Raw genomic sequence first — 14,722 nt, forward strand, 5'->3', positions numbered from 1 at the left:
AGAAAGAAATGAGTAAGGCTTTTAAAAATATTGAAACACCTGAGGTAAAAAAAATTGCTACACCTCAAAATATTAGGCTTGCCGAGATAAGTGCTGATTTGGATTCTGTTTCAGTTATCAAAAATCCGCCTATGGGTAAGATGGGAACAAAACTTCCTGATGTAATAGGTCTTGTAGATGCGGGTATTTCTTCCATAAACAATATTGTTAGTTTGATAACAACTATAGGAGAGGAAGTACGCAAAACCGAGGCTCTGAAATTGGAAGGTATAAAAGTTCAAGCTGAAATTAGGGACAGAATAAGTCAAAGAGAAAATGAAACAAAGCAAATTTTGATGCATGGAAAAATCGAGTTAAAGAAAATCGAAAAAGATATGCTCGAAATAAAGGCTCGTCATCGTGAGAATATGAAATCAATTGATGCCGAAATGGAATTGAACAGACAAAACCATGAAGCCCGTATGAAGTTTTTAAATATGGTCGAAAAAATAGTAGACTCGTCCTTACAGCTGTATAACCAATATAGAACAGAGTTTGCAGCCGATCAACACATGGGCGTGAATTTAGATCTTTTAGACCATATGAATAATTCAATTAAAAATCTAAGCGGATTGCTTGCAAATGCCTTCAGAGACAATACTTTAATACAACATTATGAGGGTTAAGCTTATATGAGTGTCGGTCTTTTAGTTGGTGCAGGAGTTGTTGCCGTAGGTGCCGGACTCGTTTCATTTTTATGTAATACCTTATCTGAGAGCGAGATAAAAAAGCAAAATGAGATGCGTGCTAAATATGAAGAGTATGAACGCTCAGTCAATAGAGGTATCAAGCAGATAAATGAATACAAGAACCGACGAATCAGAAGTCTACATGCAGCTTATGATGAAGAATTACATAATCTGGAAGCCGCTAATAAAAAAAGATGTGTAGCTCAATTAAAAGATTTAATAAATTATTATGAACAAAGTGCATGTAAGCGTCTTGAAGAAGCAGAATCTTATCTTGCCGAAATAAAAGGGGTTATAGAGACGCTGAAACAATCTCAAAAATCGGGAACAACAAATACAAATTTAAGGATAAATGCTCAAAACCAGCTTATGAGAGAGATGCAAGAAGGTCATGAAAAAGTACGTTCTTATACTATTTATTTAAAAAAATATATAAAAAATTTGAAATATGCCGTTAAAAACGAAACAAAACCTGAGCCTTATTCCTCATTATTACCCGATAATTTTTTATATAAGGGAAAACTTGTATTTTGGAAAAAATCCGAAATACGGGAAAAAGGTACAGTTCGTATTCATAATGCAAACTATCAAAATTATAGCTTTCAAGAATTTGATTTTATAAAAGACTATGACGATGATTCCCTTATTCCTTTAATGGTTGACAATTTTAATTTAGAAACTTATCAAATGGAGCTGTCGGCATCAAAGGGCTTTTTTAAAAATGTAATAATCAATAGCCCCAGAGTCGGAATCCTCGCTGATGTAACCGGATATACGGAAAGGGGTGTGATTCAACTTACATATAATAACTCCATAGAGCTTAGGCTGCCAAAAGCTAATCTTGCAAATCCGAAAAGGACTCCGCCCATAGGTGCAGAGCTTAGAGTCTTCCCTATAAGATGGAATTTTACCTTGTCGTCCGGCTTTCCTGTGGAGGTAAGTGAAAGAGCTGCCGACAGCCTTTTAAATTATAAATTCGATGATATTCCGTTAATTTTTACCGAAGAAAATTGGCAGGAGTTTAAAAACCACATAATTGAAAACAATTTAACGGATAGTGAAGATGAGTGGAAGATAGCTCCTTTTGATGAGGCCGAAATTCCTAATGTAAAAAAAATAAAGATGCAGTTGGGAACCGAGCTTGTATTTTCAGCCGATATAAAAACAGACCGTCATAATAATGCTTATTTTTCTTATAATGGTCTTTTAGGAAAAGAGTATTCGATAAAACCGGACGATGTTTTTCTTGGTATTGAGTGCAGCTTAAATAATGTTTTAATTTCTGAAAGAGATAAACTTGATGAAAAGACATATCAAAATATGTGTAATCTTTCAATCATGGTCTTCAATGAATTTAAATTGCAGCACCAAATAAAATTAAGCCAAAACGGACTTCAATATTATAAGCGTTGGGCTGAAGTTACAGATAGGCTTATCACTTTTTTGATGAAAGGAAAAACTATCTTTGCGGAAATCTCAGGTGTAAATCGCGGGGAAAGATATGACCGTAAAATAGGCGGTATAGGATATACGGTACATTTTACAAATCCCGAATCAATAAAAAAATATATTGAAGGTATTTATGACGGAGCTCATAAAAATTATCATGCTATAGAGTTTTATATTGAAATGGAAAGAGGCTCTTATGCCCCTGTAGAAATCAGTCATGATTGCAGCTCTATGTATGTGTACGGTAAGGGAACGGATGAATTTTTTCAAGTGCCTCATTCGGCGGTTTTGCTTTTTAATAAAGAATTTCCGTATACCGAGTATAAACAAAGTTATTCTCTCCATCAATTTATGACGGGTAAACTTGTAAATTCTTATTTGCAAATTTGTGCTTTGGACGGTAAAAATATAGTTGAGAAAAAAAATCCTTTAAATATTGAGAATTTTTTTAATAAAGACTTGGCAGAAGATGAACATAAAAAAAAGACGGTACAAGATGTTCTTGCAGAAGAAAATATTTTTATGATACAGGGGCCGCCGGGAACGGGAAAAACTACGGTTATAGTAGAAATGATAATGCAGTATATATCTAATAATAAATTTTCCAATATACTGATAGTTTCTCAGGCAAATGTTGCCGTTGATAATGTTTTAAAAAAGATTATAAATAAAGTACCGGCAAAAATTATAAGATGCGGACAAAACGAAAAAATAGATTATGAAATAAGGGATATAGGTTTTGAAAAACGCTATAATGATTATGTCGAAAAAATACATGCAAAACAAAATAGCGGCTGCGATAAAAATATTTTAAGCCGATGGATTGAAATTATCGACAGCGAAAAAGGTTATAATCCGGATATAGGCGAGCTGATTATGAAAGGGCATAGAATTATAGGTGCTACCTGTTTGGGGCTTGCCAAGAAAAAGATAGGACTTGACAGAATAAATTTTGATCTTGTTATAATCGATGAAGCTGGAAAAGCTCTTCCTGCCGAAATACTGATACCATATATCAAAGCAAAAAAGGTTATTTTGATCGGAGATCATAAACAGCTTCCGCCTACAATAAATACAGCTCTTTATGATGATGAAAAAGTTGAAATTGAAGATAGATCCGTTTATGCCCAAGAATTATTTGAATTAAGTTTTTTTTATAGAATGTTTGAAGCGGCACCAGATACAAATAAGACAATGCTTACAACTCAATATAGAATGCCCGCTCTTATAGGTTCTTTGGTAAGCGAGTTATTTTATGATGGAAAAGTAAAAAACGGAGCTTCAACCTTTGATAAAAAACCTTTATATTTTGATTCCAATTTAACTTTGATAGATATGTCGAATGATAAAACTTATCATGAAAATGAAAAAAAATCTAATTCGGTAATAAATGAAAGAGAAGTTGAAATTCTTATGAATATTATTTTGGATATTTTAAAAAAGAATTATTCTCAAAAAATTCGTATTGCAGTAATTACACCTTATCTTGGACAAAGGCTCAGCATATTAAAAGCTTTTAGAGATTGCGAAATCGATATAAATAAGTATGGTATAGATATAAATACGGTAGATGCATTTCAAGGTGATGAAGCCGAGATAGTTATTTTTTGCACGACAAGGGCCAATAAGCCCACAAAGTATTTTTCCGATTATCGAAGAATAAATGTTGCATTATCCCGTGCAAAAAATGAGCTTATAATAATAGGTTCTTCAAAATATTTTTATAAATTTAAAAATGAGGAAAGTGTTTTACCCAAACTGGCAGATTACATAAAACAACACGGTAAGATTGTTTTTGTTAAAGGAAAAAAATAGGAGGAATAAAATGGCTCGTAAATTTATTTCGTTTTTAGGTACAAGTGATTACAAATATTGCAGTTATACACTAAATAACATCACTGTAAATAATGTAAGATTTATTCAAGAGGCTTTGATAAGAATTTTATGTGAAGACTTCTCGGCTGAAGACAGCTTATGTTTTATGTTGACAGCAGCTGCTAAAAAAAAGCATTGGGAGGCAGTCGGCGGTGATATTAAAAATCTTGAAGATATTGTAAATGATGTATATAAAGATAAGGCGGATAAACCGCAAATTACCGTAATCGATATACCTGACGGCAAGAGCGAGGAAGAAATTTGGTTTATTTTTCAAAAAATAACTGATTTATTAAATGAAGATGACTCCGTAATATTTGACATAACCCACGGCTTTAGATCTTTGCCTATGCTTGCTTTTGCAGTCTTAAATTATGCCTCATTTTTAAAAAACATTAAACTTGAAGGTATTTATTACGGTGCCTATGAAGCAAAAGAAAATGAAAATGCTCCGATTTTTAATTTGACCGAATTTTATTCTTTATTGCGATGGTCAAGTGCTGCCGATGCTTTTGTAAGCTACGGCTATTCGGATAAACTATTCGGTTTAATAAAAGAGACAGCTCGAAACTATATAGGCTCACAAAAAGCCGGAGATAATTTAAAAGATGCTGTAAATACTTTAAATACCGTGCGCGGTAAAGAAATAACTGAAGGGAAAGTTTTTAGTAAGTGTATCACAAATATTAATGATTTAAGAACCAACGATAAATTTTCCGCTCATCCTGCATTTGAGCCTCTCTTTGATAAGATAAACGATGTTTTTTCAGGTTTTAAAGCGGAAGATCCTTTGAATTTTTTATATGCAGCAAAATTACATTTAGAACACGGGCGGGAACAGCAAGCCATCACTCTTTTACAAGAAGGAATAATAACTGCAATTTTACAGCAGGTAAAATTTAATTTTGAGGATAGAGGTGTAAGAGAAATAACAAGTAAGTATATAAACCAAAAAATAATAGAAAAACGGAATCATACAACAAAGCCGTGGCTTTTAACTGATGACGAAAAAAAATTAATACAAAGTTTGGAACAATCATCTTTGTTTGCCGAAGTTATATCTTCGGAGATTTTTGACAAGCTTACCGGTTTACGGAATGATATAAATCACGGCGGCTATAATAAAAGTTCAAGTGCTGCATCCAAAATAATAAATAATGTAAAAAAACATTATGAAGAGGTAGAAGATATATGCAAAAAGTGTTTTGCCTTTTAAATCATTCTTTGACAGCTAATCAAATAAATGAACTAAAAACAAAATTCGGAACAGAGACTATAGAATATCCTCCCGATAGTATCAAAGAGCTGTGGAGTAATTTACCTACTACAGATAAAATAATTCCTGAAACTATTGATACAATAAGAAATTGGCTGTGCAGCAAGAATGTAAAAAAAAACGATGTAATAATATTGCAAGGAGAAGCCGGTTACTCTTTTTATCTTATTGATTATGCTCTTAAAAAAAACTTGATACCGATTCACTCTGTTACAAAGCGTATTGCAAAAGAAACTATTGATGGAGAAATAGTAAAAAGATTTTATGTTTTTGAACATATCTGTTTTAGAAAATATTGCTATTATAAGAATTGATATTAGTCTTTATATCTTAAACCGCGGGGGCTATACAAAACTCATATAATATTGTATACTAGAAGTAGGGTTTTGCAAGATATTTGACAAAATTCGCAAACCTCCCAAAAGTGCCAAAAACCCCGTTTTTTGGGGTAGGTTTGCGAAATTGTGTAAGTCTATATTGAATATAGAGTTACACAATTATAGGGAAGGGTTTTAAGACGATTTTCGGCTTGACACTAGAAATTCGAGGGAGGTTCGCGAAAACGGCCTTCTAAGTCTATATCTGTTATAGACTTACGATGGGTAGAGTATAAATTTTAGACCTGACTTAAGGGATTACGACGATATTCAAATGTGTTTTGTACGTAACGCAGTATCAATAGGTATAAATTTTAGACCTGACTTAAGGGATTACGACTGAACAGCCAAAAGTTTCGACATGATCTTTTAAATTTTGTATAAATTTTAGACCTGACTTAAGGGATTACGACTTGACTACTTTATAACCATAGTCTTCTAAACTTTCCAGTATAAATTTTAGACCTGACTTAAGGGATTACGACACACCGTCAATGGTGTTGTCCTCAACAAACTGAGGAAGTGTATAAATTTTAGACCTGACTTAAGGGATTACGACGAGAATGAACCAATAATAGACGCGGAGACGTATAAAAGTATAAATTTTAGACCTGACTTAAGGGATTACGACACGCCAATCGCTTCACGATTGGTTTCATTGTTTAATCGGTATAAATTTTAGACCTGACTTAAGGGATTACGACGATTCAAATTTGCATTATTTTCCATGTTAAACTCCTTTGAACGTATAAATTTTAGACCTGACTTAAGGGATTACGACTTAACATTTTCTCTCCAACCTTTTCCTCTTCATCCATGTATAAATTTTAGACCTGACTTAAGGGATTAGTTGTTTTAATGTGTAATTGTGTTGAATATCAATAATTTACCTAACCTGTTAGTTCATGAATTTCTTTTGTTTCCGTTTCGAATAAAGAATTGACTTAAAACTTTGTCAATAATGCGGGTTCTTAGCGATTGCAAGCCGGCGTAGCAATCCAAGCCCTAAGCGGCATTTTGGAGAAAGGTGGGGTTATAGGGGAAGTATAACCAACGAAGTTTCGAGGTGAAAAACCACCGCTCTGAATGGGGGAGTCCTTCCCCTAAACAGTATAGCCTTTTTTTCAAATATCATATATAATATCCTCAATAATAATCTAAGGAAAAGAAAATATGTCGGATCTATATGGCAATGAAATTAACAGAATAGCCGGTAATATTGCGAAGATGTTTGGTAATCGTCTTAAATTTACAGATAGTGAAGATTTTGATGACGATACTGATGACCAATCAATTGACAACTCCGGCGTTTCCGTTGATGAAGAAGAAAATAAAGGTATTTATATTCACCCTGTGATTATGGATGATGACAAAAAGCGCAAATGGGCGGTAAATAAACTTAATAAGAGTATTAAAGAACTTGAAGCCTTTATTCCTTTATTAAAAGAAAAAATCTTAAACGAAGATGATAAAGCATTTTTTTTAATAAATAAACTTTTTCCGACAGGATTTCAGCTTCATTTTTATGCCCGTAACCTTTCTTTTAATAAAAAAAACGGATTTGAATCCAAGATTGTCGGCTTGCGTTATATAAGAGAAAGCGGAGATTGGCTTGATACATCTTTAAACCTCCCTCTTACAAAAACCCTTCTTTTTATTGGAGAATCTCATGGAAGAGATTTGTCGATAAATGAAATTTCGCTTATCGGTAATGATGATGAAAAACTGGATTTTGAAGTAGATGTTACAGCTTTCAATTACTCTTCTCCACAAGAAGTAAGAAGACCCTTTCTTGATTATGTAGTATCAAAAGCCGAATCTCTATTTAAATATACAGAAAAAAAATTGACCGAATGGGAATCTTATCTTGACTGGAGTGAAAATCTTGCCCGCCAAAGAATTAAAGGTTGTAAATATATAGGTATTGAAGTTGATGCAAACAAATATCAACTTATCTTTACCCTTGCTGCACATAACAAAGAATATTTTGATGAAACTCTTAGGTATTTAAAAAAAGGAAATGTGCAAGCATTCGACAATAACTGTTCTACTGATGAATGGGTATTTAATTATCCTAAAGAGGTTAAAAGGCGTATAAAAGGTGTCGATCTAGGCAACTGTATGGGTGAGATAGAAAAATTTTCCATTAATGAGATCGGCGATAAACTTAATTTTATTTTTAACAAACAATATAGAAAAAATAATCAAGATTATCAAATAAGCTTGGCTGATTTAAAAGAAAAATATGGAGAGAATGCCTTTTTTGTGAAACTTGCCTACAAAATGAATCAGGATGATGAGGAACGGCTAAAAGATATTGACCCTGAAAATATTAGCGAATTGCATAGTTTAATCGATGAAATTATTACATCATATGAGCCTTTAGGTTTTTTAGCTTGCTCTGAAGTAGGCAGTTTTGCTCTTATAAATAGATTTAGGCGTACAATAAACTCGATGAAAAACGGCGAAAATTTTTTCGCCTCGTCTTGGGGATTGGCTTTTTGATATTACAAAAGCTAGATTGCCCGATAAGAATAGTAATTTAAAAGTTGAACGATGGCTTAATTCCAATATTGAAACTAATCAAAATCAAAAAGAAGCTATCGAAAAAATGTTAAATGCTCCCGATATTTTTTCTTTTACAAGGACCGCCGGGAACCGGAAAAACTACCGTAATTGCAGAGGCAATTTATCAATTTATTATTAGAGGGATGAGGGTTTTACTTGCTTCTCAATCGAATGATGCTGTTGATAATGCCCTTGAGCGTTTGGCTTCAACTCCCGAAATACGTGCGATAAGGCTTGATCCGAGAAGAAGGAAAGATTTTATAAACGAAAAGGATGAAGAAAATGCTGAGAAACTTTCTGAAGATACGGCCATCCAATTTTATTATAAATCTTTGAGTTCAAAAATTAATGATCAACAGGCTGGTTGGTGCAATTTAGAAAAAGAAGCCTCAGATTATGATGCTGATTTGCGTAACTTAAATTTTTTTGAGCGTGATATAGCTGTTCTTATCAAAGAGCTTGAAGAAAAAACTAAAGAAAGGATGAGTTATTCAGAAAAACAAAATTATTTTGAAGAAGAATTAAAAAAAGCCAATGATCTCAATTTGTCTTTAAATGATGACAAACGAAACTTAACAATTTTTAAACAAACATTAATAAACGGTGAAGATGAACAATTTTTTCTTTCTGAATCCCAGATTGATCTTATAAATATTGAATTTAAAAAACTTAATTCCGAAGCTTCAAAACAATGGATGAACCTAATTCCTAATATTCCTTTAGAATCTTCGAATAAGGAAAAAAATGAGTACATAAAGTTGGCTCTTATGAATATAAGAGCTCTTAGCCCTATTTACGATGAACTAACTAAAAATGTAAAATCTCAGACTACACAGGGAAGTCCCGAAATTGATATTTTAAAAAGAAAAAAGGATGAAATATCTAAAAAACTTGAAGACAGCAGTATATCGGAAGATGATGCAAATAAGCTAACCGTCGAGCTTATGGATATTTCAAAGAAAATTCGTGATCTCGGTAAAGGTATAAATAAGATATTTGAACCTGACAAAAATCAAAAAGGAATTTTAGGAGAATTTGTTTGCTCTGATATTATTAACAATAAAGAGAATGCAATTAAAACAATAAAATACTTTATTGTTAAATCAAATGAGACATTGAATAGAATAATAAAAAATTTAGAAGAAGAAATAAGTACAAGAACAATTATAGATGTTAATGATATAGATAGACAATTAAAATCGATTAAAGGAAAAATAATTGTAAATGATGAAGAGTATAAAAAAATTCAAAAAGATATAAATCAAAAAAGAAATACCGTTATTAATCTTTCTAAAAAATATGAGCTTGAAACGGCTGATGATGTAAAAGCGATAATCAATAAAATTAACTCATTAAAATCCCTAAACTCCTCTTTACAACAAAAAGATAAAAAATTACGTGATGACTGGGGAGACAGTTTAAAAGCTTTTCAAAATAAACTCGGTCAACATATTTCAGATAAACAGCTCATTGAAAATGACAAAGAATATTTTATGTCAACCTATCTTACGGCTTGTAATGTTGTAGGTATATCATGTACTGCCGACCCTAGGTCTTTATCGGATAAGGATTTTAATGATTTTGATGTAGTAATAATAGATGAAGTAAGTAAAGCTACTCCACCGGAGCTTTTAATTCCTTTGATGAAAGGGAGAAAAACTGTCCTCGTAGGGGATCATCGGCAGCTGCCTCCAGCCTTTGGAGAAAACGAATCATCATATATGGAGCTAGTAAACGAAGTTCAAGAAAGTGATAATTACTCACAAGTAGAAAAGGAGCTTATCAGTGCCGAAAATTTTAAAAAATTCCAAAATATGGTAACCGCTTCTCTTTTTAAAGATTATTTTGAAAAAGCTGATGGAAGTATAAAGGCTACATTGCTTACACAATATCGAATGCATTCCGACATTATGGATATTATAAATCAGTTTTATGAAAATCGTCTTATCTGCGGTATCAAAGGGACGGAAAATGAAACCAGAAAACATTTGCTTAATATAAAATCTTTAAATATGACGGATTTTATTATCCCTCAAAAACATGCGTATTGGATAGATTCATCAACCCTCCCTGACGGCTCTCCATTTTATGAAAGTAAAATAGGTATGGGTACTTCTTCATGTAACTTTCTTGAAGAAGCCATAACCTGTGAGCTTTTAAAAAAGATTGCACATGAATATAGAAAGATGGGTTTCGGTAAAGGAAAAGAAATTACCGTTGGAGTAATCAGTTTTTATCTTCAGTCTGTAAAAAAATTTAAGGTCAAAGGTTCGTAAACTTCGTCAAAGTAAAGAATATAAAGATGATTTTTCTGCAATAAAAATTTCGGTGAATACCGTTGATAGGTTTCAAGGTCAAGAAAAAAATATAATTATTGCAAATTTGGTACGCAACTGGAATTCTAAGGATAGTCATAGGATGAGCACTCACATTACTTCATTTGAACGAATTAATGTTGCTTTTTCTCGTGCTCAAAATTTACTGGTAGTTGTCGGTGCACAGAATTTATTCTCTAAAGTTCCTGTTAATCTTAGAGCGATGGATTCAGCCGATACACGAAAACTTAAAGTATATTCCGGTATTATGTCCAGACTGAATCAAAAGGGATGTTTTTTTCCTAGCTCTTGTTTGATTGATGAGCCAACTGCTGAAAAAATAAAAGCAGAATATAAAGAAGCTAATCAGAATCGAGGAAAAAAGAATTATAATAACAATAAAAGATTTCATAAAAATAATAATAGAGAGGTGAAAGCTTAAATGAAATTAATGAGCATATCCGTTTGTGAACCCTTTGTATGTTATAAAGTCGATATAAGACATTTTACTTCTCGGCATTCAACCGTTATTGAATGGTGTATACTAGAAATAATAAAGAAAGCAATGCAAAATCCTGAATATGGTGAATATTCAATCGATGATCTTTGTTCACACATTTTTAAAATAGATAATTCCAATTTATTGGTAAAACCTTGTATAATAGAACTTCAGGGCAATTTACAGGCAATTGAAATGAACAATGTTGTTTATGATAATACCGATTTAACCGAATTTCCTGCAAAAAACCTAAGGCTTACTCCTGCCGGATTGCAGATGCATGGTCAGGGAAGACTTCCCGGAAAAGATATTGCCGATACCGCAAAAATTATTTTTAACCTAAAAGATAGAACTTTTATTTTAAATCAATCTCAAAATCTTTCTAAAGAAGCAGCCGGTATTAAATTATATGACCCTAATATAGATATAGACAATATTCCTTTGCCAATATCTGAAATTAAATCTTTTTTAGAAAACCTTATTTTACAAAATAAATATCTCAGTCCTACATCAACTATAAATGATATATCTCTTTCGTCAAATGAAGATTCTTATTCCGTATTATGGAATAAGAAAAAGGTTCAAATAGAATTACAAAAAGATATGCAAGTTTATGTTAATGGAATGGATAGTGAAGAAAAGAAAATTATTTTGGATGAAATTTTAAGTTTCTATGATATGCACTCTGATATAAAAACAACCATATCAACTGTGAATGTAAAAGATGTAAATTCTGAATATGTTTCTTTTGTTTCGCGTAACAGTATTGATTCGATATTGTTAAAAAAAATAAAAGAAAATGCTTCCATGATTTTAAATAAATCTTTTTTCGAATATGATTTTGAAGCTCTATTTGAAAATGAACCTGATAAACCTAAAGTTGCAATTATCTGCGGAGAAGATTGTGAGGATATTCTTGTTAAAAAAGAGTCTCCATATTCAAAAAGCCATTTAATGGTTATGCTGCCTTATAATTATGCCGTTTTACCTGATGGAGTTTTTTTTGCAAACAAAACATCTTCTCTTGTGATTGGAAATTTTGAGTTGAAAGCCGATTTGTATTCACAAAATGCGGCTTTAATTGCCGAATCCGATATTCATAATGTTAATTTAAAAAAAATTGCCCAAGAACTGGTTTTAAGTTATAAAGATAAAAATAATGATCTTATTTATATACTTCCTTCTTTTGATTGTTCCGAACTTTTTTTAAGTATAGTCAAAGATAAGGCCGATAAAATTGAACCTCTCATAAATAAAGCCGAATATTTAAATGAGATTATTGAAAATACAAAAAGATATTTTCCAAATTATAAACAGATAATTGATTATGCTTTTATCGGTAAAGTATTTTTAGCGGAAGCTTTTTTTGATGTTGATTATGACGAAGCACTTAAAAGAATACGGGAAATGACTCAGATTTCTTTTTTTACTAAGAATGAAAATCTAAAACAAGACTATCTTGAAAAATTACTTAGCACTCAAAAAATATATGACTTGGATAAATTATTTGCTCTGCTTCAAAATATAGAAAAACTTTTCGGATCAAGTTCGTGGCTTAAAAAAAATCAATATGTACAAGCTCTTTTTAATGAAGATATAATAAAATCGATATGTGCAAGATGTTTGGAACCTAATTTTGATAACATACCTGAATATACTGATATTGAACCTTTGTTGAAAAGATTTATTAAAAATATCAAAAACTTGATGTTTATTTCCAAACAAATATCAATTTCTTTATCGGATATCCCATCGAAAGAAACCGTTATAAAAAAACTTTTAGATAATCAGCATATAAAAATAAATAGCTTAAAAGAAATTCTTAAGCTGTATAAAGAAAATAAAAATAAAATTAATTTGACTATTAACCAAAAGCTTAATTTAGGCAAATCATCTGAAAGAGATTTCTTTGAAGAATTTTTTTGTAAAAACGCCCAGATAGGAAAGATTTTTACAAAAATAGAAATTTTAAATGATGTTTTTTTAGACGCTCTTAACTTTTTCTTTAATGATGAGATATTAAAATACAATAGAGTATATATTGCCGATACCAATGCCTTAATTGATTATCCTGAAATTATCGATAAATTCAATGATAATAAATCGGCTTTAGTAATACCTATAGTAGTTATAAATGAGCTGGATACAATAAAAGATGATACAAATAAACAAGGTTTAACTGAGAGAGCTAAAAAATCAAGACTTGCCAGTAAAAAGATAGAATATTATTCCGAAAAAAAATCTCCATGGCTTATAATAGGAAAATCTTATCCTGAGCTTTTACCTTTTGATATTAAAAAAGATAAAAATGACAGTTTAATTTTATCCACAGCTCTTAAATATATTGAAAAAAATCCTATTATTATAACGGCCGATAAAAATGCAGGGATTATTGCTTATTCACAAAAAATAAAAACTATTTATGCTGAGAATTTTCTCGGTATAAACAAAAGGAGTTAATATGAGCAGACACGATGAGTACGCTTATGAACTTGAGCGTCAAAAAAAACAGGAAATCTTTAATGAGAGGTTGCGTAAGACTACTGCGGGATTTTATGAAAACTATATGAGGATGTATGAACAATTTTTGGGAGCTGGTTTTCAAAAATTTATTCCGGCTGAAATGAGCCGGCTGCAAAATGATTTAAAGGAAATTAAGCTCAATCAGCAAAATAATCCAGTTGCTGCACGGGATATTAGTTTTCAGGTTCAAAGCTATATATATACAATGAACAGACTTGGTGAATCAGCCAAAAATAGATTTTTACTTGCAGAACAAATGAAGCATGAAGCTGAAGAAGAAGCTGAAAGAATCCGTTTAGAAAAAGAAGCAAAAGAGAGAGATGAAAGACAGGCTGCTATTGTAAGCGAATTTTTTAAAAGAATGCAAGGTCTTACTAATCCTGCTATACGAAATTTTGCAGAGGAAGCATTGTCAAAAATAAAAAAAGATGTAACAAACGGTGTTTTTACAGATTTAAAACAGATGACAAATGTTTTTGATGAGGCTTTACATTCTGCAGAAAAAAAACTTTCGGAATGGAAGGCTGCTCAAGCTAAAGCTTTTAAAGAAGATGCTCTTCGTCAGCAGATAGAAACTGTTAAAGCCAAAGTTGAAGCCGAAAATTTGGAAGATTCAGAAAAAAAATCGGTAATGCTAAAAAGACTTGACGATTTATTCGGTAAATCGGCCGACAAAAATATATCTCAAGAAGATATTCAAAAAGATTTAATCGAAATTCAAAATGAGGTAGAAGAGACTGCGATAAGCGAAGAAGTAAGACGGTTCGCTGTAAAGTCGATTATCAGACAGTTATCAAGTCAAGGTTTTGAAGTTGATCGGAATATTCAGCTTATAAAAAATGACAATGGAGACTTTGTAAAAATTACGGCATCCATGCCCAGCGGTAAACGGGTTGTTTGCAATATTACCGATGACGGCAGGCTAAATTATAAGTTTGATAATTATGAAGGAATGACATGCCTTAAAGATATTCAAAAATTCAATGTTGACCTTGAAAAAATTTATTCGATAAAACTTTCTGATGAAAAAATACTTTGGAGTAATCCTGACAGGATAGGCAAAGAAGCAGATAAGATGCCCGTTTCTTCGGGAAGAGTAGGAGGTTATTAAT

General features: G+C 31.8%; 9 protein-coding genes and 1 CRISPR repeat array. All 9 genes read left to right on the forward strand.

Annotated features, from left to right (window positions below):
• Window positions 1-8: 8 nt before the first annotated feature.
• The gene (locus tag E4O00_RS04185; protein WP_253678733.1) at window positions 9-665 is read left to right on the forward strand and encodes a hypothetical protein; all 657 of its coding nucleotides are present in this window, start codon (window positions 9-11) and stop codon (window positions 663-665) included.
• A gap of 6 nt (window positions 666-671) precedes the next feature.
• Window positions 672-3,992, forward strand: a complete 3,321-nt coding sequence (locus tag E4O00_RS04190; protein ID WP_253678734.1) for an AAA domain-containing protein — start codon at window positions 672-674, stop codon at window positions 3,990-3,992.
• Between the two features lie 10 nt (window positions 3,993-4,002).
• Window positions 4,003-5,268, forward strand: coding sequence for a TIGR02221 family CRISPR-associated protein (csx2, locus tag E4O00_RS04195; protein WP_253678735.1), 1,266 nt, complete (start codon window positions 4,003-4,005; stop codon window positions 5,266-5,268).
• Window positions 5,244-5,642, forward strand: a complete 399-nt coding sequence (gene csx20, locus E4O00_RS04200; RefSeq protein ID WP_253678736.1) for a CRISPR-associated protein Csx20 — start codon at window positions 5,244-5,246, stop codon at window positions 5,640-5,642. Before csx2 ends, csx20 begins: the two co-directional genes overlap by 25 nt.
• A 293-nt stretch (window positions 5,643-5,935) precedes the next feature.
• Window positions 5,936-6,558: direct repeats of the CRISPR family, unit length 35 nt; unit sequence GTATAAATTTTAGACCTGACTTAAGGGATTACGAC.
• A 320-nt stretch (window positions 6,559-6,878) separates the two neighbouring features.
• Window positions 6,879-8,210 carry a hypothetical protein gene (locus tag E4O00_RS04205; protein ID WP_253678737.1) on the forward strand — a complete coding sequence of 444 codons (1,332 nt, stop codon included), beginning with the start codon at window positions 6,879-6,881 and terminating at the stop codon, window positions 8,208-8,210.
• Window positions 8,211-8,323: 113 nt separating this feature from the next.
• A complete protein-coding gene (locus E4O00_RS04210; protein ID WP_253678739.1) occupies window positions 8,324-10,549 on the forward strand; it encodes a DEAD/DEAH box helicase in 2,226 nt (741 codons plus the stop codon).
• Between the two features lie 46 nt (window positions 10,550-10,595).
• Window positions 10,596-11,030, forward strand: coding sequence for an AAA domain-containing protein (locus tag E4O00_RS04215; RefSeq protein ID WP_253679633.1), 435 nt, complete (start codon window positions 10,596-10,598; stop codon window positions 11,028-11,030).
• Window positions 11,031-11,153: 123 nt separating this feature from the next.
• The gene (locus tag E4O00_RS04220) at window positions 11,154-13,547 is read left to right on the forward strand and encodes a PIN domain-containing protein (RefSeq protein ID WP_253678742.1); all 2,394 of its coding nucleotides are present in this window, start codon (window positions 11,154-11,156) and stop codon (window positions 13,545-13,547) included.
• 1 nt (window position 13,548) lies between these two features.
• Window positions 13,549-14,721 (forward strand): hypothetical protein, encoded by a 1,173-nt coding sequence (locus E4O00_RS04225; protein ID WP_253678743.1) that lies wholly within the window; start codon window positions 13,549-13,551, stop codon window positions 14,719-14,721.
• The last annotated feature ends 1 nt before the right edge of the window (window position 14,722 follow it).

Source organism: Treponema sp. OMZ 788, assembly GCF_024181245.1.
Lineage (GTDB): Bacteria > Spirochaetota > Spirochaetia > Treponematales > Treponemataceae > Treponema_B.

Coding starts and splice junctions, on each gene's coding strand:
- E4O00_RS04185 (WP_253678733.1), top strand. CDS start 9: ATGAGTAAGGCTTTTAAAAATATTGAAACACCTGAGGTAAAAAAAATT.
- E4O00_RS04190 (WP_253678734.1), top strand. CDS start 672: ATGAGTGTCGGTCTTTTAGTTGGTGCAGGAGTTGTTGCCGTAGGTGCC.
- csx2 (WP_253678735.1), top strand. CDS start 4,003: ATGGCTCGTAAATTTATTTCGTTTTTAGGTACAAGTGATTACAAATAT.
- csx20 (WP_253678736.1), top strand. CDS start 5,244: ATGCAAAAAGTGTTTTGCCTTTTAAATCATTCTTTGACAGCTAATCAA.
- E4O00_RS04205 (WP_253678737.1), top strand. CDS start 6,879: ATGTCGGATCTATATGGCAATGAAATTAACAGAATAGCCGGTAATATT.
- E4O00_RS04210 (WP_253678739.1), top strand. CDS start 8,324: ATGCTCCCGATATTTTTTCTTTTACAAGGACCGCCGGGAACCGGAAAA.
- E4O00_RS04220 (WP_253678742.1), top strand. CDS start 11,154: ATGCAAAATCCTGAATATGGTGAATATTCAATCGATGATCTTTGTTCA.
- E4O00_RS04225 (WP_253678743.1), top strand. CDS start 13,549: ATGAGCAGACACGATGAGTACGCTTATGAACTTGAGCGTCAAAAAAAA.